Source organism: Pseudomonas sp. RT6P73 (assembly GCF_054897715.1).
The window spans coordinates 2,629,420-2,655,636 of record NZ_JBUBUV010000002.1; the positions used below are offsets into that span (position 1 = coordinate 2,629,420).

The 26,217-nt window shown below is 60.4% G+C and carries 6 protein-coding genes and 2 pseudogenes; 3 read left to right on the forward strand and 5 right to left on the reverse strand.

Annotated features, from left to right (window positions below):
• Nucleotides 1-548: 548 nt before the first annotated feature.
• The 4 genes from ACYZT6_RS12715 to ACYZT6_RS12730 all read right to left on the reverse strand — a co-directional run bounded on the left by ACYZT6_RS12715 (nt 549) and on the right by ACYZT6_RS12730 (nt 8,547).
• A complete protein-coding gene (locus tag ACYZT6_RS12715) occupies nt 549-3,635 on the reverse strand; it encodes an Ig-like domain-containing protein (protein ID WP_462027183.1) in 3,087 nt (1,028 codons plus the stop codon).
• A 498-nt stretch (nt 3,636-4,133) separates the two neighbouring features.
• Entirely contained in the window at nt 4,134-5,462 is a 1,329-nt protein-coding gene (locus tag ACYZT6_RS12720) for a TolC family outer membrane protein (RefSeq protein WP_462027184.1), read from the reverse strand.
• Between the two features lies 1 nt (nt 5,463).
• Nucleotides 5,464-6,804 (reverse strand): HlyD family type I secretion periplasmic adaptor subunit, encoded by a 1,341-nt coding sequence (locus ACYZT6_RS12725; RefSeq protein ID WP_462027185.1) that lies wholly within the window; start codon nt 6,802-6,804, stop codon nt 5,464-5,466.
• 6 nt (nt 6,805-6,810) lie between these two features.
• Nucleotides 6,811-8,547 (reverse strand): type I secretion system permease/ATPase, encoded by a 1,737-nt coding sequence (locus tag ACYZT6_RS12730; RefSeq protein ID WP_462027186.1) that lies wholly within the window; start codon nt 8,545-8,547, stop codon nt 6,811-6,813.
• A gap of 692 nt (nt 8,548-9,239) precedes the next feature.
• Here ACYZT6_RS12730 and ACYZT6_RS12735 point away from each other — a divergent pair.
• From ACYZT6_RS12735 to ACYZT6_RS12745, 3 genes and pseudogenes are all read left to right on the forward strand, one after another.
• A complete protein-coding gene (locus ACYZT6_RS12735) occupies nt 9,240-21,125 on the forward strand; it encodes a peroxidase family protein (RefSeq protein ID WP_462027187.1) in 11,886 nt (3,961 codons plus the stop codon).
• A gap of 407 nt (nt 21,126-21,532) precedes the next feature.
• Nucleotides 21,533-23,254, forward strand: a complete 1,722-nt coding sequence (locus ACYZT6_RS12740) for a type I secretion system permease/ATPase (protein ID WP_462027188.1) — start codon at nt 21,533-21,535, stop codon at nt 23,252-23,254.
• Nucleotides 23,247-24,422: pseudogene (locus tag ACYZT6_RS12745) on the forward strand (HlyD family type I secretion periplasmic adaptor subunit); the annotation flags it as partial. The gene ACYZT6_RS12740 and the pseudogene ACYZT6_RS12745, both read left to right, overlap by 8 nt.
• On the opposite strand, the pseudogene ACYZT6_RS12750 reads toward ACYZT6_RS12745, so the two are convergent.
• A pseudogene (locus ACYZT6_RS12750) lies at nt 24,417-25,958 on the reverse strand (glycosyl hydrolase family 28-related protein); the annotation flags it as partial. The pseudogenes ACYZT6_RS12745 and ACYZT6_RS12750 overlap by 6 nt on opposite strands.
• Between the last annotated feature and the right edge of the window lie 259 nt (nt 25,959-26,217).

Sequence of the window (26,217 nt, forward strand, 5' to 3'; positions counted from 1 at the left end):
GAGTACCAATGTAAGAGTTATCGACTCATGGGGCATGACGGTATCTCCCTGGAATGGCATAGCACTAATGTGCGGCGGACTGCGGCGTGGGCATCTTATTAATGCAGCTTGAATGCATGTGCTTTGAGAGTGTTGCTCACCCGATTGAAGCAACTTTACTCTCTTGATTAATGTGTTAGTTAACGTTCAGCAAGCTCTATGCCAAACTTAAAGAGCATATAAGTCCTGCCGGTGTAAGCAATTTTATGGGCCTCTTTCAATATAGAGTTGGGGTAAATAAACCCGTATATGGGGGTGTTTCCTCTGAAATGGGGAGGTATTTTCAAGTTGGTTTTGGAGGCGCCCGCCGGGGTATTTTTCGCGTAAGAATTTTAATAGGTTTTGGTAGGCACTCTGCACCGAATGCTGCCGGTCGCGATGGCTGGAATCGATAGCTGCCGCATAAACGGCAGCTATCGACCCATTGAGATTTTCCCTGCCGAGCTGCGAGCAGCCTTTCAGGCAATCCCTGGCAGGCCTGCGGTGATCGTTGCGATCACCGCTCACCGTCAGCGTCTTACTGGTGCCGAGACGGCGACGGTCACCGTCGCCGGTGTCGACATCGCGTCCTTGGTATCGCTGGCTTGATAGGTAAAGCTGGCGACGAACGACGCGGCGATTGTAGACGGTGGTGTGTAGATCACGCGTACGCCGTCGGTGCTGACCGTGCCCTTGCCGGCGCTCGGTTGCGTCAGACCCACCACTTTAAGTGGCACATTACCGTCAGGGTCGGTGTCGTTGGCCAGGACATTGATGGTCAGCGGTTTGCCGTCTCTGCTGGTGGCGCTGTCGGGTTTGGCGACCGGTTTTTTGTTTTCGCCTTCGCCTGTGCGGAAGGTCGGCAGCGCCGCAGAGTTCACATAGGTGACGCCGTCCCAGCCGGGCAGGGGCGTTGGCATCAACTGGAACTGGCCGGGTCTCTCGATGTCCCAGCGCAGCAGCATCGAAGTGTCCTCATGCTGGGTGTTGTGGCAGTGCTCCATGTAGGTCCCGGCGAACTCGCGGAAGCGGATGGCTATTTCCACGTCTACCGAACTGTCAATGCCCTCGCCAATGCGATAGACGTCCTTGCGTGCCCCTTTTTCCCATTCCGGCGGCGCCTTGCCGTCGCGGTTGAGGACGATGCCTTCTTCGAAATGCACGTGCACCGGGTGGGTCCAGCCGTTGCCGCCGTTCTTGATTTTCCACACTTCCAGCGTACCGTCGCCACTGTAGCCGGCATCGGTTGGGCCGTTGGCCAGTTGCGGAGCGGCGCTGATTCGCCGTGAGTCCATCTGGTAGCCAAAACCACCGTCGGTCTTGATGGTCCAGGGTTCTTCGTCGGTGCCATCGGAGCGACCGAAGATGAACTCGCGATGCCGCGCCAGTTTGAGTTTGGCCTGCACCGTCGGATCGTCACGGTTGAGGGTCAGCGGAATCATGATTTTACCCGCCGGCTTGCCCGGTTTGGCCGGCTCGTACTCGGCAGGGTTCATGCTCACATCCGTGCCGCTGTAAGGCTGAACCACCAATTGCATGAACTTGCCCACCACCGGATCGCCGTTGTCCCATTCCAGCCCTTTGCTACCCAGCTTCAGCACCGCTTTGTACTTCCCGGACAGGACATCGGCCAGGCTCACCGCTTCTGCCTCCGGACCCTTGCCGGTCTGGTGCACCATCAAGTTGACGAAGTACAGCTTGTCCCCGGTCTTGATCCCGTTTTTCGCGAAGTTGACGATGATGTCGTAACGCTCGGCGATGCCCTGGACGGGGAGGATGGCGTTGTGGTCCTGCATGTCGCCGTCGGCGTCCAGGTCCATGCTGCCGTCGAACGGCACGGCGTGTTCCATGAGGTTGCCGTCGTTGCCGATCAGGTGGAACGGCACACGGGCATAGGACAGGCCGGAACCTGCCGGTCCGGGGAATTCGCCACTGGTTCCGGCGATCTCACGCACCAGTGCGATCCTGAAGTAGCGCGACACCGAGCCGTTGAGTATGCGGAAACGATAGCTGCGTGCGCGCACTTTCAGGCGCGGCTGGTACTGCCAGTTGACCAGGATCTGATCGCCGAGAAAGCCGTCGGTGTTGAACGGGTTGAACCATAGTTGGCCGTTCTTATCCCAGGCCTTGTCGGCCATCATGAGGTTGACGTCATAGTCGCGGTTGCCCCAGGCCAGCGCCGAACCGCTGGGCAGGCGCAGGTTGACGCCGTCCTCGACCGCCTCATTGCCACGATCCAGGGCGCTGTAGTAGTTCATCATCACCGCGTTGCCCTTGTAGACGTTCTGCGCGGTGAAATCGAGCATGTGGTCGTGGAACCAGTGAGTGCTCATGGTTTCGCGCCAGTCGCCGCGGATCTTGATGGTGCCGTTGTTGCAGGTCTTCAGGCCCGGGTTGGCGTCGTTGACGAACAGGGTTTCGCCCGGGGCGCAGGGGAACGCCGCGCGAGGATCTTCAGCTTTGGTGTTGATGGTGTCGTAGCCGGCCAGTTGCATTGGCCAGCGATAGTCGTAGTACTGCCCCGGAAAGAAAAACGCATTGGTATAGCCGTCGCTTTCGGCCGGGTTGTGGCCGTTGTGTTCGTGGGTGCTGAGGGTGTGCAGGCCGAAACCCATGTTTGCGGCTGGGTCGATCGGCAGGGCGTTGTAGTGACGCATCAGCACCGGTTGGCCGTAACGTACCATTAGCAGTTTTGTCGGAAAGGTGCCGTCGAAGGTCCATAGCGCTTTGTGGTTCTGAATCGGCATGTTGGGGTGAAAACGGGTGTCGATGCCTTTGGTCGTGCCCGTTGTGGTCGGGATGTCCGAGGTCTGGTAGTAGAGCCCGCCAGGCCCGAACTCACCGACGGCGTAGTTGTGCATTTGTCGGCGGTCGCGCATGCCGCCGTTGAGTTTGGCGCCCGCTTGCACGGTTTTGAAGGCGACCTGCGGGTAGAACTCATTCCAGCGTTGATGGGACCAGCCTTTTCCTGGCGGACGACCTTCGGCCGGCGAACCTACCGGATGGCGGTTGAGGAAGGCTTCAATCTGCGATTTCCAGGGGTTGCGATCCAGCACGTTGGAGTACTGCGACGGAAACGGGTAAAGCCCGGGCTGGCGCATGAAGGCTTCCAGTGCCGAACTCGACGGGCCGCTGCGAGCGATGCTGTCCGGGTCCTGCTGTGGCGCCGGGCCGGCAAGGGGCACAGGGAATGTCAGTGTCGGCGCGGGCAGGGTCGGGTCGAGTTTTTCCGTGCCGAATTCCTCCAGCAGCAGTTGCTGGGTATACGGTTGCGCCCCGAACAATGGGCTGGGTTTGCCGTTGGTGGGGATTTTGAACGAAGTTTGCAGGCTCGGCGGCAGCACGTTGTCGGCGCGCGGGGTGTTGCGGTCGCCATACGCGCCGTTGGGCAGGGCAATCGCGCCCTGGTTGGTCGACGGCATTGTTTTTAAGGCTTCCAGCGCTGCCGCAGAGTCGGCGGGCGGATTGGTATACGCCGATGGGTCCGTCGGTGACGGCTGGCTGACATCGTCGAGCGGCACGGCATTGGCAGTGTTGAGAGTAAGGAGCATCGCACAGGGCAGGCTTGACCTGCGCAGCAAGTCGATGGAATTGCATGGTGGTTTTGCGCGTTTCATTTTTCACCCCTCGCGTGATGCCCCGCCGTCTCCATGCTCGGGACGACAGCTAATGCGGGTACAAGGTGTGGAGCAACAATTGAGCCACTACAGCAGGGCGAAGAAATAGTTCAATTTCATTGACTGGCGGTCGTAAACGTAAGTAATGACAGAAAAACCGGGAGGGTGAGTTCCTCATGTGTGGGGCAATATCCCCGTTTTTGGTGGGTGAATTACCCCAATTGTGGGAAGCGTTAATTACCCGTTTTCGACAGTAAAAGTCCGCCAACGACCTCCGCTGCGACTTCACCAGTGGCAAAAAGCGATCGCGGTTCAGGGGTACGGTTATGAGTCGATGTGGGGAGTATCAAATTGCCCAGGACAGGACGCCGGTCTATGTCCGACAGAGCGCATTACTTGGCTCGGGGGACTGCTTTGCAGCCCAACGGGCGGTGCGACGTTTCGCTAAATCCCCTCGCCACAAGCCATCATTTGGCTCGATCGGCCGACCGGCGAACTTCAGTTGGTGACCAGCAGTTCCGGGCCAAGGTAGTTGTTGATCTGGTCGATATCATCGTCGCCCAGACTGCCCACCGAAGAGGCCAGGCGCAGACGCGACATCAAATAGCGCAACTTGGCCTCGAACAGATCGTGGCGCGCAACGAAGAGCAACTCTTCGGCGTTGAGGACGTCCGAGTTGGTGCTGGTGCCGCCTTCCTTGAAGCCCTTGCGTGTCGAAGTCAGTGAGCGTTCGTTGGACTCCACGGCCCGCTCCAGCGCATGAATACGTTTGGCGCCGCTCTGTACGCCGGCATACTCGCGGGTGGTTCCGGAGATGACTTCCTGACGCGTGGCGTCGAGCTCGTCCAGGGCCTTGAAACTATTGGCGCTGGCTTGGCGTGTCAGCGCGCTGGTACCGCCACCGCTGTACAGCGGGAAATTGACTTCCAGCCCGATAGAGCCGTAGCGGTTGCGTTGATTGAGCTCGGAGATTGATTGGCTATCGCCCGCGGTGTAGCCGGCAACGAAATCCAGGGTCGGCCAGTGGCCAGCCCTGGCGCGCTTCACTTCCTCTTCAGCGAGGTTGCTGCTATGCCGGCGCGCATGGATCAGCGGGCTATCGGTCTGAGCCTTGATCAACCAGTCCTGCAGGTTGCTCGGTAGGAGTGGTGGTGTATCGAAGCTCGGACGCAAGGTGATCAGCGATTCGGGGGTTTCTCCGATGTGTTCCTCAAGGCTGCGGCGCGCATTGATCAGGTTGTCCTGAGCTTCGATCAGCTCGGCTTCGGCGAGGTCGCGGCGAGCGACCGACTCGTCAATGTCGGTGACGGTGCCCGCCCCCAGCTCCATGCGCCGTTTCGCCGAGGCGAGTTGCTCATCGAAGGCGCTCAGCTTGGATTTGGCGAGAACGATGGTTTCGCTGGCCAAAAGCACGTCGAAATAGCTTTCGGCGAGGCGCACCGCGGCGTCCTGACTCTTGGCATCGAACACCGCCACGCTGTAGTCGGCTCGCTGATTACCTTGGCGGTACTCGGCCATTTTCTGTTTGTTGAACAGCGGCTGGCGCAAGCGCACGTTAGCGCCCTTGGAGTCGTAGTCCAGATCCCTTTCGATGCCGCTCTGGCGTTGGGTACCATTGACCTTGTTGTCGTAGGCCGACGCACTGATCTGCGGCAGCAGGCCGGCCTGGCCGATGGCGCGGTTTTCCAGGCCAGCCTGTTTTTCATGCACAGCGGCGCGGTAGACGGGGCCCTGGTACTGCAACAGATCCCAGGCTTGTTTGAGGTCCATGGCGCTGGCCGGGAGGGACAGCGACAGCAGGCAGAAGAACAGGCAATGACGGTCCATTTCATTGTTCCTTGAAGGAGCTGTCGACACGCTCGAGCATTGGTTTGAGGAGATAGCTCATCAAGTTGCGCTCGCCGGTCTTGATGGTGACGCTGGCGGGCATACCGGGACGAATATGATTGCTGCCCAGCAGGTTCATGCCATCGGGCGTGACTTCTACCTGAGCCAGGTAGAACGGCTGCTTGCTTTCCTCGTCGAGCAGGCGGTCGGCGGAGATAGTCTTCACGCGGCCAGGGATGTTGGGCGTCTGGGCATGGTTGAAGGCCGGGAAGGCAATGTCCACAGCCAGGCCGGGGACCATCTTGTCGATGGCCTGCACAGGAATCATCGCGTCGACCTGCAGCGGTTCGTTGTCCGGAACGATCTCCATGATCTTGAAGCCGGGCTGAATGATCCCGCCGATGGTCGCAATGCTCAGTGACTGGACCATGCCATCGATGGGCGAGCGAATCACCGTGTGGGTCACTTCATAGTCGAGCGCACGCAAGCGGTCGGCCAAGGTGGTGTTTTCCTTGGCGGTGTCGGTGAGCTGCGATTCGACTTCCTTCTGGTAATCATGCTGGCGCTGCAGGATACGCAGTTTGATTTCGGTGGTCTGGCTACGTATGCGAGCGATGTTATTGAGATTCTCGGCCTGGCCTGCGGAGAGGTCGGCATTGCTGCGTTCCAGCTCAAGCAGGCGGTTGCGCGGCACGTAGCCTTCGGCCGCCAGCACTCGGGTGCCTTGTAGTTCCTGGTTGAGGAAGTTGATCTGCGAGGCACGGGCGCCATAGACCTGCTGCAGACCCTTGAGCTGCACCGCCGACGCTGAGAGGTTTTCCTGCAGGATGCTGATTTCGCCAGCGAGGCCGGCGCGCCGGGTATCGAGCAAACGTTGTTGCAGATTCATGGCCGCCACCAGGCGGTGGTCATTCCCGAAGCGCTTGAGCAATTCGGGGTCGTAGTTCACCACATCGCGGCCGTCACGTTCCGCTTCCAGGCGGTTTTCCACTGTCTTGCTGACGATGTACTGGGCGCTGACTGCACCCTGTTCGGAAACGGCACGCAGCGAGTCGAGGCGAACCACCTCCTGGCCTTTTTTCACAGCATCGCCTTCGCGAACAAGAATGGCCTCCACAGTGCCGCCGCTCAGATGCTGCACGGCTTTGCGATTGCTGGTGACTTTTACCGTGCCTGTCGCTACCACGCCGGCATCCAGCGGCGCCAGCCAGGACCACAGGAGGAAGCCGCCGAAGCCGGCGAGCACCAGCCAGATGCCCCTGCGCATGGGTTTACCGACGTCCAGATCCACCGCGTTTCTGGGATCGGTGTGAATCATCTCGATGTGTTGGTTCATTTGCATGATCGGTCACTCCCGTGCTTTGACGGAGGCCAGCGGAGTCGACGCGCCTGCAGGCATCACATTGGTCTTGCGCAGCGCTGCGAATACTTCGTCACGTGTGCCAAGCATCTGCACGCCGCCGTCGCGCAGCATCAGCACCTTATCGACGGCGCAGAGCACGTTGGGACGGTGGGAAATCAGAATGACGGTGGCGCCACGGCCCTTGAGTTGGGCCAGCGCATCGACCAGGGCCTTTTCACCGACGTCGTCGAGGTTGGCGTTCGGCTCATCCAGCACAATCAGATTGGGCTCTCCATACAGCGCGCGGGCCAAGGCGATGCGTTGCTTCTGGCCACCGGAAAGGGGGCTGCCATCGGTGCCCAGACGGGTCTCATAACCCTGCGCAAAACGCAGGATCATCTCGTGCACTCCAGTCGCTCTTGCGGCGCGGATGACCGCGTCGCTGTCCACTTCGCCAAAGCGCGCAATGTTATCGGCGATGGTGCCCTCGAACAGCTCCACATCCTGTGGCAGGTAACCGAGCCAAGGGCCAAGTTCACCCTTGTTCCAGGTGAATATGTCCGCGCCATCCAGGCGTACCTTGCCGGCCTGCGCCGGCCAGACGCCGACCAACAGGCGGGCGAGGGTGGATTTGCCCGAGGCGGATGGACCGATGATGCCAAGGCTTTCGCCGGGCGAGAGGTTGAAGCTCACCCCGCGCAGAATCGTGTTGCTGGTGCCGGGGGCGCCGGCATACACATTCTCCACCGACAGCATGCCAAGCGGCCGCTGCAGCGACATGCTGGGTGGCCGGCGCGGATAGTCTTCAAGCATCTCGTTGAGCCGGCCCCAGGCCGAACGGCAACCGAGCAGTTGCTTCCACGATGCGATGACTTGTTCCACCGGGGCCAGCGCTCTGCCGGTGAGAATCGAGCAAGCAATCATCATCCCGGGGGTGATCTTGCCTTCGATCGCCAGCAGTGCGCCGGCGCCGAGGATCAGCGACTGCAAAGTGATACGCACGAAACGCCCGGTGCTGCTGATCAGGGCGGCACGGTCGGAGGCCAGGGTCTGCATTTCCAGGATGCGCAAATGGCTTTGGTACCAGCGCTTGCCAATCGACGGCAGCATGCCCATGGCCTCGATGACCTCGGCGTTGCGCAGGTTGTTGTTGGCGTAGCAGGCGGAGGAGAGGGCGGCCTGATTGGCTTCGGCCAGCGGCTTCTGCGTCGCCTTTTCGGTGAGATAAGCCAGGAACACCAGAATCAGCGAGCCGATCAGGGTGATCAGTCCGAGCAGCGGGTGGATCAGATAGGCGACCAGCAGGTACATCGGCGTCCAGGGCGCATCGAAAAAAGCGAACAGGGCATTGCCGGTGAGGAACTGACGAACCTGCGCCAGATCTTGCAGGGCCTGGGCCGGATTACCTCCGGCGCGGCTCAAGTTGCGCTCGAACGCAGCCGTGAAGACGCGTCGGTTGAGGTCCATGTCGAGGCAGTTGCCGACCCGGATCAGCACGCGGGTGCGGACCAGTTCCAGCGTGGACATCAGCAAGAACAGTCCGATCACCAGCAATGTCAGCATCGTCAATGTCGTGACGTTGCGACTGACCAAGGCCCGGTCATAGACCTGCAACATGTATATGGCTGGCGTCAACATCATGACGTTGATGACGCCACTGAACCCTGCCAACGAATAAAAACTGCGGCGCAGGCGAAAAATCGCGTCGGCCAGTTCGGAGCGGGTGCTCGAAAGCTTGTGCATTGGATAGTCCCTCACCGAAAAGCCGGTTGTGCTTGCGGCAAAACAGCAGCAGCAAATGTTGTGGCAAACCATAGATGTAGTTGCGAGCGCGTCTCGTTGGCACAAGCTGTAGCGCTCTTGGAAAAGTTCCATAACGTTTTATGTTTACAAGCAGCAGCGTAGGTGGCGTTTGTCTCTCTAGCGATACAGTTTTAAATAACATTTCGCTCTAGCAGTTCTTATGAATCTCTATATCCCGTTTAGGAACAGTAAGTTGGCATATCAAATGCCAATCGTCGTTTTTTGCGTCGTAATATTGACAGCGCATTGCTATGGAACTTTAGTCATGTTCAAGGGCGCCCGTCTGAAGCCTGCCATCGCTTCGAAAGTGCAAGGCACGGTGTTCCTGAAGGAGCAAGACATGTCGATCATTTCGTTCTGTAGCACCGAGACGGAGCTGTTCAGGAAGTTCGCTTCGACTTCCCGATTCCATGGCCCACCAGTGGCTCGGAATCGCTCTGCCTAATCGCTCAGCGAGCCATTCATCCAGCGAATTCCAGGCGCGCATTCACCGGCGCAGGGGACGGCTTTGCCTGCCCCACGCCTGCTCTCGCCAAACACTGAATCAACGAACTGCGCAAGCCAGCACGTGACTTGGCGCGGGAGGATTTATTCGTCCCGAGCCTTTCCCATATAGATCGAGGGCAATCGAAATGGCCAATTTCAACAAGTCGGACCTGGAATTCATCCTCAAGCAAATCTTCATCGCAGAAGCGCATGCCAACGGCACCAGCCTCAGTGATTTACTACCCAACAGTCAGGTGCCATTCGGCCTGCGAACCGTCGATGGCAGTTACAACAACCTGGTCGCCGGGCAAAGCGAGTTTGGCGCTGCGGACAATTCCTTCCTGCGCCTGCTTGATGCCTCGTATCGAGCGGCATACGCCGGGACAGGGACGGTCGTCGACCCGCAGCCACGGATTATCAGTAACCTGATCAACGACCAGACCGCCAACAACCCGGCCGCGGTTGCGGCGAACGGCGGTGCCGACCCGGTGATCAGCCCCGGTCAGGATGGCGTGTTCGGCACGGACGACGACAAGGAAGTGTTCTTTATCCCCAACGAGTCGCCGGACGTCGGTCTCACCGCCGGCTTCAACTCGTGGATGACCTTCTTCGGCCAGTTCTTCGACCACGGCCTCGACCTGGTCAGCAAGAGCAGTACCGACATCGTGTTTATACCGCTGCAGCCGGACGACCCGTTGTTCATACCGGGCAGCCCGACCAATTTCATGGTGCTGTCACGAGCAGTGCGTACTGCCGGCGCGGACGGAATAGTCGGCACTGCCGATGATGGTCAGCCCAATACCACCTCGCCATTCGTGGACCAGAGCCAGACCTACAGCTCGCACCCGTCGCATCAGGTGTTCCTGCGTGAGTACGTTTTAAACGCGGCAGGTGACCCTATTTCAACGGGGCGCTTGATTACCAATCGCGATCTCGGCGCCGATGGCAAGTTCGGCACTGCCGATGATGGCGACGGCGAAAGTGGCGGCATGGCGACCTGGGCAGTGGTAAAAGCGCAGGCCCGTGACATTCTCGGCATCAACCTGACCGACCTCGATGTGCATAACGTGCCGCTGCTGGCAACTGATGCCTATGGCAACTTCGTTAGGGGGCCGAGCGGTATGCCGCAGGTGGTGATGCGCACCGGTAACGGTACCGACGGTATTGCCGGGACGGCTGATGACGTCACGCAACTGGTCGAAGGCAACCGGGATGCTCCGATCAGTCTGGCCAACGCCGTAAGCACCGGGCATGGTTTCCTCGACGACATCGCCCACAATGCCGCGCCGGTAGTCGTCGGCGGGGTTCTGCAGGCGGATACCGACGCCGATGTCGGCAATGCGCAGCCCGTTGGTGCGGGCGGCAAAAACCTGACCTATGACAACGAACTGCTCGACGCCCACTACATTGCCGGCGACGGCCGGGCGAACGAAAACATTGGCCTGACCGCTGTGCACCATGTGTTCCACTCCGAGCACAACCGCCTGGTCCAGCAATCCAAGCAAACCATCCTGGCCGCCGGCGATCTGGCATTTCTCAATGAGTGGCTGGTGGACGATGTCGCTGCAATACCGACGACACTCGCCGGCATCGCAGCCTTGGTGTGGGACGGTGAACGCCTGTTCCAGGCCGCCAAGTTTGGCACCGAGATGCAGTACCAACACCTGGTGTTCGAGGAGTTCGGGCGTTCCATTCAGCCGCAGATCGATGCATTCCTTGCACCCAACGGGTATGACACCTCGATCAACCCGGCCATCCTCGCCGAGTTCGCGCACGTGGTGTATCGCTTCGGTCACTCGATGTTGACCGAGACCGTTGATCGTTTCGACCCTGAGTTCAACCCTCTGCTCACTGACCCGAACAACCCGGACTCGCAAATGGGTTTGATCGCGGCCTTTCTCAACCCGCTGGCATTCGCTGGCAGCGGGGCTACTGCGGACGAAGCGGCAGGGGCGATCATTCGCGGTGTGACCCGCCAGCTCGGCAACGAGATCGACGAATTCGTCACCGAAGCGTTGCGCAACAATCTGCTCGGTCTGCCGCTCGATTTGCCGGCCTTGAACCTTGCGCGTGGTCGAGAAACTGGCATCCCCACGTTGAACGAGGCGCGCCGTGAGTTCTACCAGTCAACCGGCGACAGCCAACTCAAGCCGTACATCAGTTGGGCTGACCTGGCAGACAACCTCAAGCACCCCGAGTCGCTGGTTAACTTCATCGCTGCCTACGGCACGCATGACACGATTACCGCGGCGACCACGCTGGCTGACAAACGCGCTGCAGCCTTGGCGCTGGTATTCGGTGGTCCGGGTGCACCGGCTGACCGCCTGGACTTCCTCAATGGCAGCGGTACCTGGGCCAACGTGACGAAGGCCGGCAAGGATGGGGTGCTGGGCACCGCAGACGACCTGACCGGTGTGACGATCACGGGCGTCGACGACATCGACTTCTGGGTCGGTGGCCTTGCCGAGCAGAAGATGCCGTTCGGCGGCATGCTCGGCTCTACGTTCAACTTCGTGTTTGAAACCCAGATGGAGGCGTTGCAGGACGGCGACCGCTTCTACTACCTGTCACGCACCGCTGGCCTGAACTTCGGCACCGAGCTGGAAAACAACTCCTTTGCCAAGCTGATCATGCTCAACACCGATGTTACCCACCTGTCGAACACCGTGTTCCTGACGCCTACGTACACCCTGGAAGTGAATAAAGCCAATCAGTTCACCGGCCTTGGCACAAACGGCGGCGCCGACCCGACGGGCGGCCTCATGATCAACGGCGTGGAAATCGTGCCACTGGTGATCCGCGACAACCCCAACACCCCTGGTGCCGACAGTAATTATCTGCAATACACCGGTGAAGACCATGTTGTCCTGGGCGGTACCGCCGGCAATGACATCATCATTTCCGGTGACGGCGATGACACCCTTTACGGTGACGGCGGCAACGACCGCCTCGAAGGTGGTGCCGGGAACGATGCGGTACTGGGCGGCGCGGGCGACGACATCATCACCGACTCGTTCGGCGACAACCGTCTTGAAGGCAATGCCGGCAACGATGTGATCGTGGCCGGTAGCATGCTGGCTGGAGGCAATTTGATCCTGGGTGGTGATGGGCAGGACTTCATCGTCACCACCGAAGATGTCAGCACCACCTTTGGCGGTCAGGGTGACGATTTCATCCTGGGTGCCAAGACCAACCTGCCAGCCACCGGCAACGAAGGCGATGACTGGATCGAAAAGGGCACCCAGGACGGTGCACCTGGCGATAACGCCTCGCCCTTGCTCAACGACGATGTGATCGGCAACGACATCTTTATAGGGGGGGCTGGCTTCGACGAAATGATCGGCGAGGGTGGCGATGACATCTTTGTCGGCAGCGATGCCCAGGACAACATGGACGGCATGTCCGGTTTCGACTGGGTGACACACAAAAATGACAGGGTTGGCGTGACCGTTGATCTGACCATGGCTGCGCTGGCGCAGCCACACGGCAACGCGCCAAACCAGAACAACGGGCCGTTCAATCCGGTCGGCGCATCGCCGGCCTCGATCCTCGACCGTTTTGCCGAGGTCGAAGGCTTGTCCGGTTCGAAATTCGGCGATGTGCTCAAAGGCGATAACATCGATGCGGCCACTATCCTCGACCACGGTGGAGCCACCGGCAGTGCGTTGACCAATGTGGCGTTGATCCGGGGACTGGCGCAGCTTCTGCAGGATGCCGGTTTGCCGACCACCGGCTTTGCCACTGGCAACATCATCCTGGGTGGCGACGGCAGTGACCTGATCGAAGGTCGCGGGGGCGATGACCTGATCGACGGCGACAAATGGCTCAACGTCAGGATTGCGGTTTATGAGCCCGGCGATGTCAACCATACCGGTCCAGAGATCGCCAGTTTCGACAGCATGGTCGACATGATCCCTTTCATGCTGGACGGTACCTATAACCCGGGTCAGCTCAAGGCGGTGCGGGAAATCCTGCCCGGGACCTCGACGGGCGGGGCGGCTTTCGATACCGCCTTTTTCTCCGGCGTCCAGTCCGAGTATGTGGTGACACGGGACGACCGCGGCACGGCCAGCCTGGCGGACGATGTCTGGACGGTGACCGATACCGAAGTGGGTCGCGACGGCACCGATACCTTGATGCATATCGAGCGCCTGCAGTTCGCCGATACCCAGCAAGTGCTGGTGCCGGGGCTTAATTCGCAGCCCGTCGGCCGGCCTGCCATCACGGATGGAAACGGTGGTGCGATCACGGTGGGTGACACACTGGTTGTCAGCGTGGCCGGGGTGACCGACGCCAACAATGCCGGCGGGGGAAATCTCAACAACTCCTCGGTGTCCTACTACTGGCAGTTCGAATCCGACCCAGGTAGCGGCGTGTTCGAAGACATCATTCTGCTGCCTGCCGGTGACCTGGCATTCCAGAGCGCAGACGGCACCACCTTCAAGGTCTCGCCTGATCTTGCCGGGTTGTCACTGAGGGTCAAGGCGATCTACCAGGATGGGCATGGCACTACTGAAGTAGTGTTCTCGCAACCGACAGCCGTGGTGGCTCCCGGCGCGCCGGTTGTGCCGACGGCACCGACACCCGTCGTCAATGCCACGGAGGGCGGCGAGGGCCTTCACATGGTCCGCTCCGACCTCAACTTCATTCTTGATCAGATCAAGATTGCCGAGGCTGACGCGGCCGGTCAGGACATGCTCTCGTTGATCCCGAATATCCGCGCACCCTTGGGCTTGCGTGCGGTCGATGGATCGAACAACAACCTGATGAACCTCAATGGCATCAACAACACCCAGTATGGTGCTGCCGATAATCTCTTTCCGCGGCTGACCGATCCGGTCTTCAATCCGGCTGAAGGTGCTCCTGCAGGATTCTTCGGCCCCGGCTCGCCGGCCATCCCGGGATCGTCCTATCAGCAAACCAGCGGGGCTGTGTTTGACTCGCAGCCGCGCACCATCAGTAATCTGATCGTCGACCAGACGTCGAACAACCCGGCGGCCTATGCCACGGCTTACGACGCGGGGGTGGACGGTGTGCTCAATTACGGCGTGCCGAACAATGATGACGTGCTCAAGGAGGGTGTGCGGATCGTCGCCAGCCCCGGCATGGATGGTCAGTTCGGTACGGGCGACGACCACGATGTGTACCTGTTCGAAAACACCACGGCGGATGCGGGATTGTCCGCGCCGTTCAATGCCTGGATGACTTTCTTCGGGCAGTTCTTCGACCATGGTCTGGACCTGCTCACCAAGGGCGGTTCGGGCACCGTCTACATTCCGCTGCAACCGGATGATCCGCTGTATGTACCAGGCGGCCACACCAATTTTATGGTGCTGACCCGCGCGACCAACCAGCCCGGGGCGGATGGCGTGCTCGGCACGGCCGACGATGTCCGTGAGCACACCAATACCACCTCACCGTTCGTGGACCAGAACCAGACATACAGCTCGCACCCCTCGCACCAGGTTTTCCTGCGCGGTTATGAGCTGACTGACAATGGCCCCATCGCGACCGGCAGACTGATCACTAACCGTGACCTGGGGGCGGACGGCAAGTTCGGGACTGCAGACGACACCGAAATCGGTGGCATGGCAACCTGGAAGGTGGTCAAGGCGCAGGCCAACGACATCCTGGGTATCCGCCTGACCGATGCCGACGTCGATAACTCGCCGCTGTTGGCAACCGACGCCTACGGCAATTTCATCAAGGGGCCAAACGGCTTCCCGATGGTCGTGATGAAGGGCGCTGACGGTCTTGGTGGCACGGCTGATGACGTCCTTGTCGAAGGCAATCCGCTTTCCCCCGTTAGCCTGACCAACGCTGTGCGCACCGGTCACCAGTTCCTCGCCGACATTGCCCACAATGCAGCGCCGGTGTTCAGCGGTGGCGTGCTCGTGCCTGACGCGGATTCCAACATAGGCAACGCAGTGCCGGTCAATCAGCAGACAGGGGCTAACCTGGCCTACGACAACGAGTTGCTGAATGCGCACTACATCGCCGGCGACGGCCGGGTCAACGAGAACATCGGCCTGACCGCGGTGCATGCGATCTTCCACGCCGAGCACAATCGGCTGGTCGCGCAGACCAAGGACACCGTCCTCGACTCGGCTGACCTGGCCTTCCTCAACGAGTGGCTGCTGACTCCGGTGAGCGGGTTGCCCGCCAACCAGGCCGAGATCGATGCACTGGTGTGGAATGGCGAGCGCTTGTTCCAGGCTGCCAAGTTCGGCACCGAGATGCAGTATCAGCACTTGGTGTTCGAGGAGTTTGCGCGGACCATCCAGCCCAGAGTCGACCTGTTCTTCGCACCGACCCAGGTCTATGACGTCGACCTCGATGCCTCGATCGTCGCCGAGTTCGCCCACACCGTGTACCGGTTTGGCCATTCGATGCTGACCGAGACCGTCGATCGCTACGACGTCAATTTCAACGTGGTTGGCGATCCGAACAGCGCTGATCCCGATCAGCAACTGGGTTTGATCGCGGCGTTCCTCAACCCGTTGGCGTACGCCGCCAGTGGCGTGACGCCAGAGGATGCGACCAGCGCGATCATACGAGGGGTGACCCGGCAAGCCGGTAACGAAATCGACGAGTTCGTTACCGAGGCGCTGCGCAATAACCTGCTCGGCCTGCCGCTTGACCTGCCGGCGATCAACATCGCCCGTGGCCGCGATGTGGGGATTCCCTCACTCAACGCGATCCGCCGCGACATCTACAGCCAGACCGGTGATACCCAACTCAAGCCTTACACCAGCTGGGTCGACCTGGTACAACACCTCAAACATCCGGAGTCGTTGATCAACTTCATCGCGGCCTATGGCACGCATAGCACGATCACGGCGGCGACCACGCTGGAAGCCAAACGCGCCGCAGCGATGTTGCTGGTATTTGGCGATGGGGGGGTTACCGAGCCAGCCGATCGGCTGGACTTCCTCAACGGCACTGGTACTTGGGCCAACGTGACACGGGCTGGCAAGGATGGGGTGCTGGGGACTGCCGACGATCTGAAGGGTGTGACTATCACGGGCGTCGATGCCATCGACCTCTGGATTGGTGGCCTGGCCGAAGAGAAAACGCCGTTCGGCGGCATGCTGGGCTCGACCTTCAACTTCGTGTTCGAGAACCAGCTGGAAAAACTGCAGGACGGTGACCGCTTCTATTATCTGGAGCGTACCGCTGGCCTGTCGATGAATGCCGAACTGGAAAGCAACTCATTCGCCAAGCTGATCATGGCCAACACCTCGGCCACGCACTTGCCAGGCCTGGTGTTCTCGGACCCGGGTTTCTATCTGGAAAGGGACCAGAGCAAGCAGTACAACGATGGCCTGGGCAATGCCGATCCACTTGGCGAGAACGGCGAGCAGGTGGTGTTCCGCGACAACCCGCTAACCGCAGGGCCGGACACCAACTACATCAAATACACCGGTGAAGAGCACATCGTACTGGGCGGCACCAACAACGCAGACATCCTCATCGCCAGTGAAGGCGATGACACGGTCTGGGGCGACGGCGGCAACGATCGCATCGAAGGGGGTGACGGTAATGACCAACTGCGTGGTGGCGCCGGCGACGACATCATCAGCGACCGCGGTGGCGACGATAACATCCAGGGTGGCGACGGCAACGACGTGCTGCACGGTGGCAACGGCGTCAACCTGATCATTGGCGGGTTCGGCAATGACTTCATCGTGACCGGCGAGGACGCTTCCGAGGCCATCGGTGGCCACGGCAACGACTTCATTCTGGGCAGCAAAGCCAACGAACAAGACATGGGTAACGAAGGCGACGACTGGATCGAGAAAGGCACGTCGGACGGTGCACCTGGCGACAACTTCGACCCGCTCGGCAACGACCCTATAATCGGCCACGATGTGTACATCGGCGCTGGCGAAAACGACAAGTTCAACGGCGAGGGCGGCGACGACATCATGGTCGGCAGTCTCGGCCTCGGTGACCGCTATATCGGCGGTTCCGGCTATGACTGGGCAACCTTCAAGGGTCTTGCCCAAGGCGTGTCCATTGATTTCACCGACCGCTTTTTCGATGTACCTCCGGTGCCGGGCTCGGGTGCCTCGGCGCTCGTGCGTTTCGACATCATGGAAGGGTTGTCGGGTTCGGCGCACGGTGACTTCCTGCGCGGCGATAACGAAGACGCAACTTCGCTACCCGGCGCAGGAGCGACCGGCAGTGTGCTGACCAACATCAACCTGATCAACGGCCTGGCTGATCTGTTGCCAGACGGAGCGACTTTCTTCGACGGCGGCAACATTATCCTCGGTGGCAGCGGCAGCGACCTCATTGAAGGTCGCGGTGGTGACGACATCATCGACGGTGACAAGTGGCTGAACGTACGCATCAGCGTACGGGCGAACATCGATGGCACTGGCCCGGAAATCGCCACGTTCGACAGCATGGAGCCGATGGTGCCGTTTATGCTGAACGGTACTTACAACCCAGGCCAGTTGGTCATCGTGCGGGAGATTCTGACCGGCAATGACCGCTTCGACACTGCGGTGTTCTCTGGCAATGCGTCGGAATACCTTGTCGAAGTCCAGGGCGACGACGTTATCGTGACCGACTTGGTGGCGGGGCGAGATGGCGTCGATCGACTGACGGGCATCGAGCGTCTGCAGTTCTCTGACCAGGCGCAGTTGTCCGGAGTGGGCACTGCCTTGAACGAAGGCCCATCGGGTCACCTGGCAATTCTCGACGATGCTACCGGTCTGCGTGACGATACGCCTGTCGCCGGCCAGTTGCTGCGCGTCAGCAATCGAGCGGTACACGATGCGGACAACCAAAGCCTGGCCAATCCAACCGGCGCGGTGACCGGTGCGGTGGCTTACTACTGGCAGGTGGAAAACATCCCTGGCACGGGCATCTATGAAGACATCACCGTGGTTGCCGCCGGCGAAGCTACGCGGGCGACCGGCACCACTTACCGGGTGGCGGATGATATAGCGGGCCTGAACATCCGCGTCCGGGCGGTGTATCAGGATACCAAGGGCACGCTGGAGATGATCGACTCGTCGGGGAACAGCACACCGACCGCAGGGCCGACCGTAAACGGGCTTTTGGTGCAGAACCAACTGTTGACCGCTGACCCGTCGAGCATCATCGACCTTGATGGTCTCAGCAATCCGCAGTTCACCTACCAGTGGCAGGCCACCAATGGGGTGAGCTTCGTCAACATCGTCGGCGCCACCGGTAGCACCTTCACGCTGACCCAGGACCAGGTCGGCGATCAGGTGCGCGTGGTGGTCAGTTACGTGGATGACTTCGGTGTGGCCGAAAGCGTTGCGTCCGACCCCTCGGACCCAGTGGCCAACGTCAACGATGCACCGACAGGCGCGTTGCTGATCAGCGACACGACGCCTGAACAAGGGCAGGTGTTGACCGCGCTGACTGCCGGGATTGCCGATGCGGACGGGTTGGGTACCTTCAGCTTCCAATGGCAGCAAGGTATCGGCACTTCCTTCACCAACATCACCGGCGCGACCGCTGCGACTTTCACCCCGAGCCTGTTGCAGAGCAATCTGCAACTGCGGGTGATCGTGCGCTATACCGATGGCTTCGGCACGCTGGAGTCGGTGACCTCTGCGGCGACCGCAGCGGTTACGGTGCCGCTCGGCCTTGTGCTGCTGGGTACCGCTTTGGCGGACACCCTCACCGGCGGCGCGGGTGCCGATGTGCTGCTTGGCCTGGGCGGGAACGATACGCTCAATGGTCTGGCCGGTATTGACCAGTTGTTTGGCGGCACTGGCAACGACATTCTCAACGGCGGAGACGACAACGACGTCCTCAATGGCGAGGACGGCAACGACACCCTCAACGGTGGGCTCGGCGCGGATGCCATGAACGGCGGTGCTGGCAACGACACCTTTGTGGTCGACAACGTCGGTGACACTGTCATCGAGGCGGCCGGTGGTGGTACCGATCTGGTGCAAACCAGTCTGGCTAGCTACGTGCTCGGCGCCAACGTCGAAAACCTGACCTCTACCGGTGCCGGTAACTTCACCGGTACCGGTAATGCGCTGGCCAACACCCTCACCGGCGGGGTCGGCAACGATACCCTCAATGGCGGGGACGGCAACGACATCCTCAACGGCGGACTCGGCGCGGATGCCATGAACGGCGGTGCCGGCAACGACACCTTTGTGGTCGACAACGTCGGTGACAGCGTCATCGAGGCGCTGGGTGGCGGTACCGATCTGGTGCAAACCAGCCTGGCCAGCTACGTGCTCGGCGCCGACGTCGAAAACCTGACCTTTACCGGTGCCGGCAACTTCACCGGTACCGGTAACGCGCTGGCCAACACCCTCACCGGCGGGGTCGGTAACGACGTCCTCAGTGGCGGGGACGGCAATGACATCCTCATCGGTGGGCTCGGCGCGGATGCCATGAACGGCGGTACCGGCAACGACACTTTTGTGGTCGACAACGCTGGTGACACTGTCACCGAGGCGCTGGGTGATGGTACCGATCTGGTGCAAACCAGCCTGGCTAACTACGTACTGGGTGCCAACGTCGAGAACCTGACTTATACCGGTGCCGGCAACTTCACCGGTACCGGTAATGCACTGGCCAACACCCTCACCGGCGGAGTCGGTAACGACGTGCTCAATGGCGGTGCGGGTGCAGACCAGTTGGTTGGGGGCGCCGGCAACGATACCTACGTCGTCGATGTTGCAGCGGACGTGGTGGTTGAAGTGGCGGGTGGCGGTACGGATACCGTGCAGACGTCGCTGGCCAGTTACACACTGGGTGCCAACGTCGAAAACCTGACCTTTACCGGCGTCGGCAACTTCAGCGGCAACGGCAACGTGTTGAACAACGTCATCACCGGCGGTGCAGGTAATGACACCCTCAATGGTGATAGCGGCAACGACATCCTCAATGGTGGGCTCGGCGCGGATGTCATGAACGGCGGTGTCGGCAACGACACCTTTGTGGTCGACAACGTCGGTGACACCGTCATCGAGGCGCTGGGCGGTGGTACCGATTTGGTGCAAACCAGTCTGGCCGCCTACTTGCTGGGTGCCAACGTTGAGAACCTGGCCTTCACCGGGGCCGGTAACTTCACCGGTACCGGTAATGCGCTGGCCAACACCCTGACCGGCGGGGTCGGGAACGACGTCCTCAATGGCGGTGCGGGCGCTGACCAGTTGGTTGGGGGCGCCGGCAACGACACCTACATCGTCGATACAACCGCGGACGCGGTGGTAGAAGTGGCCGGTGGCGGTACGGATACCGTGCAGGCGTCGCAGGCGAGTTACACGCTCAGCGCCAACGTCGAGAACCTGTCCTATACCGGAATCGGCAACTTCGTTGGCAACGGCAACGTGTCGAACAACGTCATCACCGCCGGGGCAGGTAATGACACCCTCAATGGTGGCAGCGGCGACGACATCCTCACCGGCAACGGCGGTAACGACACGCTCAATGGTGACCTCGGCAACGACTTACTGCTGGGTGGCATTGGCACCGATACCCTGAACGGCGGGACTGGCGATGATAGCCTCGACGGCGGTGACGGGAACGATACGTTAAATGGTGGCATAGGCAATGACACGCTGCTGGGCGGGCTGGGTGACGACAGCCTGGATGGCGATATCGGCAACGATCTGCTCCAGGGTGGCGATGGCAACGACACGCTGCTCGGTGGTATCGGAAACGACACGTTGTTGGGTGGCATCGGCAGTGACTCTATCGATGGCGGTGCTGGCAACGATACGGTCACGGGTGGTGCCGGCAACGACATCATGAATGCCGGCGATGGCAACGACGTCTTCCTGTTCGCAGCGGGCTTCGGGGCCGATCAGATCTTCGGCTTCGATGCCAACGCGGCGGGAGGCCAGGACCTGCTCGATATTTCCGCGTTCGGCGTCACAGCTGCGACCTTTGCCGCCACCGTCATCATCACCGATGTCGGTGCGGATACCTTGATCAGCTCCGCAGGAGTTGAGTCCATCCGCCTGGTCGGTGTGGCCGACGCAACAACGGTAACTGCCACAGACTTCATTTTGGCTACTTGAGGTCCTGATCAGTATTGTCGCAGGGAGCGTGAACAGAGGAGGGGGGGCAATGGATGCCCTCCCTTTTTTTTATTTAGAAGAGGGTCTGGCCGGTCGACTTTTCCTTCTTATAGGAAGCAAAGCCGCTTCATGCTTTTTTCAAGTGATTTTCGAGGCGACCTTGACCTAGGTCGCGGTCTTTCATGCTTTCTCCCTCGTGGCGTTGTGCAACATACCCGCCCGTCACCCCCAACAACCCAGCCCGCACTAACCCGAGGTTGCGTTGTCAGTATTCACGCCTGTAGCGACGAGGATCGTCTCTGATAGCGGCACGTCAGACTACGTCTGTTTTTTTCCAATGCCTGAGGGCAAAAAGCTCGCGATGGAGTGCGTCTTGGACCGACTATTCCTTTTGCGGGCGACACTCTATGGGTTTGCTTCTCGATCCACGGCATGACATTGATGCCGCTTTATTAAGCTATCGCCGTGTGTTCTGGTCGTTGGCGCTGTTCAGTGGTGTGATCAACCTGCTGGTGCTGGTGCCGTCGCTCTACATGATGCAGGTGTACGACCGGGTCCTCACCAGTCGCAACGAAACCACCTTATTCATGCTCACCTTGATCGCCCTGGGACTGTTCATGTTCAGCGCCCTGATCGAGTGGGCACGGGGCGAGGTGATGATTCGCATGAGCGCCGGGCTGGACGAGGCCCTGGGCGAGCGGATTTTCGACGCCGCCTTCGCCCGCAGCCTGCGTGAGCACAACGCGAACCCGGCGCAGGTGCTTACCGATCTGGCGACGCTACGGCAGTTAATCACCGGCCAGGGCCTGATCGCCTTGCTGGATGCACCGTGGTTGCCCATCTTCGTGCTGGTGGCGTTCATCTTTCATCCTTGGTTCGGTGTACTGACGCTGGTTCTGGCGCTGGTACTGATCGGCCTGGCGCTGTGGGGCGAGTTAGCGACTCGCACACGCCTGGACGAAGCCAATCGCCTGGGCGTGCAGTCGTCGATCTATGTAAACAGCACGCTACAAAATGCCGAAGTCATCCGGGCTCTGGGCATGCTCGGGCCGTTGCGCCAGCGCTGGAGCCTGCTGCAGCAACGCATCATTGCCGCCCAGTCCCATGCCAGCGACCGCGGCTCGCGTATCACCGCGACGACCCGCTTCGTGCGCATCTCCGGACAGTCGCTGGCCCTGGGCCTGGGGGCGCTGCTGGTGCTGGAAGGCCAATTGTCTGCGGGCATGATGATTGCGATGTCGCTGCTGCTGGGGCGTGCTCTGGCACCCGTGGAAATCGCCATTGGTTCGTGGAAGCAATTCAACTCTGGCCGCCAGAGTTACCAGCGCCTGAGCCAACTGCTTGCTCAGCAACCGCGCGAGCGCCTGCGCATGCCGTTGCCACCGCCCACCGGCGCGCTGCGCCTGGATCAGGTGTATGTCGGCCCGCCTGGCGCCTCGCAACCGATCCTGAGGGGCATCAATTTCAGCCTGACCAAAGGTGATGTGCTCGCCGTCGTTGGCCCCAGCGCCAGTGGTAAATCAACGCTGGCCAGGGCGCTGGTCGGGGTATGGCCGGCCATGGGCGGGTCGGTGCGCCTGGACGACGCCGAGATCAGTCAATGGTCCCACGACGCCCTGGGCCCGCACCTTGGATACCTGCCGCAGGACATCGAGCTGTTCGACGGCAGTGTGGCCGACAACATTGCCCGCTTCGGCGAGCAGGACGCCGACAAGATCATCGCCGCTGGGCGTCACGCCGGCATTCACGAGATGATCCTGAAATTCCCCAAGGGTTACGATACGCCGCTGGGCCCCGGCGGGCTTGGCTTGTCCGGTGGACAAAAGCAACGCCTCGGTCTGGCTCGCGCGCTCTATGGGCACCCGTCGCTGATCGTGCTCGATGAGCCCAACTCCAACCTCGATGAAGCCGGAGAGATGGCGCTGGTGCAGGCCATCAATGCACTCAAGGCTGCTGGCAGCACCGTGGTGCTTATTACCCACCGGCCGAATGTGCTGGCGGTGGTTGATCACATCCTGGTGCTCAAGGACGGTACTCAACATGCATTCGGTCCAAGGGATCGGTTGCTCAAGGCATTAAGACCGGGGCCAAGACCGGCCGCGGTCAGGGAGGCTGGCGAAGATGCGTGATCTGACCCCAGAGGCACAAACGTATAGCGAGCAGCGGCTGAGTGTGCGCGGCACCACAGTGCAGCCACGCGCCAGTACCGACGCCGGGGGCGCTGCACGCTATGGTGTGGGTTTCCTGGTCCTGACGCTGGGCGGATTCCTGCTCTGGGCTTGTCTGGCGCCGCTCGACCAGGGTGTCGTGGGCAGCGGCACCGTGGTGGTGGCGGGCGAACGCAAGGCTGTGCAGTCGTTGGTCGGTGGGGTGGTAGAAAAGCTGCTGGTCAGCGATGGCGAGCGCGTCACCCAGGGACAGTTGCTGGTACAGCTCAATACGGTACAGGCGCAGGCGCAACGGGACGTGACCTTGGGCAAGTTGCTCAATGATCGTAGCGTCGAGGCGCGGTTGATCGCCGAGCGCCTGGGTTCAGCCGAGATCCAATGGCCCGTTGAACTGCTGGAGCGTGCCGACGAGCCGCGGGTCAAGGCCGCCATGGCCTTACAGAGCCAGTTGTTTCTGACCCGCCGTGCAGAACTGGGCAGCCGTTTGCAGATCATCGAACACGAAGCCGCGGCCTTGCAGCAGCAATTGCTCGGCTACGAGGGCGTCAAGCGCAACTACGACGCGCAGATGCGCTTCCAGCAGCAGGAGCTGGAAGGCCTGCGCAATCTGGCCAGTGAAGGCTACATTCCGCGTAACAAACTGCTCGAGGCCGAGCGCAATGCAGCCCAATTGGCTGGACAGATTTCCTCCGGAGTGGGCGATGTCGGCAGGACCCGCCAGGCGATCAGCGAAAGCCGGCTCAAGACCTTGCAGGCGCAGCAGGAATTTCGCCGCGATGCCGAAACGCAGCTCAGCGAAGTCTCCGCCGAGGCGGCAGCTTATGCCGATCAGATTCATGCCTTGCAGTTTGAAGTCGACAACGGTGCGATCCGTGCGCCGGTATCCGGGCAGGTCATGGACGTGAGCATTCACACGGTCGGGGGCGTTGCGCAGGCCGGCCAAACCCTGATGCAGGTGGTGCCGCTGGATGCGCCGATGGCGATCACCGCGCGTTTCGAGCCTCTGATGGCCAATAAGTTACGCCCGGGTTTGCCGGTGCATGTGCATTTCACCGCCCTGCAACGGGTGGATACGCCGACGGTCACCGGCACTGTGACTACGGTGTCGGCGGACCAGTTGATCAATGAACACGAAGCGATTGCCGCTGGCGTCGGCATCATAGTCCTTGATGTAGGTGCGATCGTTGCTGGCGCTGTAGCTGACCTGCAAAGTACCGCCTCGGCCATTGCCCAGGCCGGTGAAACCAAGGCCGGCGAGGTCGATCTTGTCCTGGGTGACATCGAAGTCGGTAATGGTGTCATCGAAGCTTGCGGTTGCATTGCGGTAACTGTCGGACTGGGCGACGAAACGAAACGTATCGGCACCCGTACCGCCGGTGAGTTTGTCGACGCCGGCACCACCCACCAGAGTGTCGCCACCGGCCCCGCCATTGATCGTGTCGTTGCCGGCTGCACCATAGAAAATTTCGCTGGCCGCGCTGCCCAGCAGAGTGTCGTTCCCAGCCGTGCCTTGCACGGTAGTCATTGGCACCGTGGCGCTGACGTAACTGCCGTCACCATAGACAAGTGTGGCGCCTTTGCTGGTATGGCTAATGGTGTTGCCAATGATGGCGTTGCGATCGGTGCCGTCTTCATTGCGCTCTGCAACACCGTAGGTCGACAGGTTGCTACCGCTGATGATGTTGCCCTGAATTGTGTTGTCGCTGCCGTTGAAGTACTTGCCGGACACGCCCAGCCTGTCGTCGTAGGACTGGATGATGATTTCAGGTACGGGGGCGCCCAGAGAGTTGTTGTTGAGCGTGTTGTCGATGATCTCGACATGGTTGCTGCCGTAGATGCGGATCCCGGCGCTGGCGTTGTCGTGAATATCAACACCGCTGACGGTTACATCGCTGGACAGCTTGACCAGCACGCCTTCAGCGCCGTTGCCGTACACCTCACCACCAGTGATGGTGATGTTGCTGGGGGAGGGGATGTCCTCGCTGCCGCGCTGGACCACGATGCCATTGCCGCCATTGTTGTAGGCAACGTTGTTGGTGAGGGTGAAGTCGTGGGTGCTGGTGACGACGTTGAAACCGTGGCGGTCATTGTCGTAGGCGACGTTGTTTTCGAAGGTGCTGTCGCTGAGGAAGTCCGCAACGAAGCCATCCAGACCATTGCCGTGGGACACGCTGTTCTTGATGACCATGTTGACGGTCTGCTCGTGGGGGTCGAAACCGTACCCGGAGCAATCCTTGATCTCGACGCTGTCGAGGGTGACGTTGGAGTCGTAACCTTCCTGACCGGGAATGTAGCCATTGAACCAGCCGTCGACCTTGCCGGTGGTGTTGTCGCGGTTACCGTCGATAGTGAGGTTGCTGACGCCAAAGTCATGGGTTTCTTCGCCATAGGCCGAGCGGATGACACCCGTGATTTTGGTGTCGGAGCCGTCAACCACCTTAACGGTGGTATCGCCCATGCCGTCGCCGTACAGATAGACGTTGCTCTTGAGCATCAGGCAGCCGTCGGAGGGTTCTTCACCTCCCGAAACAATATATGTCCCGGTCGGCATATACACCTGCCCACCGCCTGCAGCGGCCGCCGCATCAATCGCACTTTGTATCGCTGCCGTGTCGTCTGTGATGCCATCTCCTTTGGCGCCAAAATTTTGCACATTGAAAATCATTAGCTTATCTCCGTATCGGGTAAGAACCTCGCTAGACGCCAATATTCCATCGACGACCACCGTGTTAGGACCCAGCGGAGTGCAATAGTTGTGACCGCATATCGGGGGAGTGTCAAAAACCCGGACTTTACTGATCGGCGGTTGTGAAGTGTTTCAAAAATTAACGCTTTGTTGACGCTTGCGCAGGTTGCGAGCGATGCCCTTTGGGTGGGAGCGACTTGCTTGCGATAGATGGCAGTTCAGCCGGCATTGACGAGGG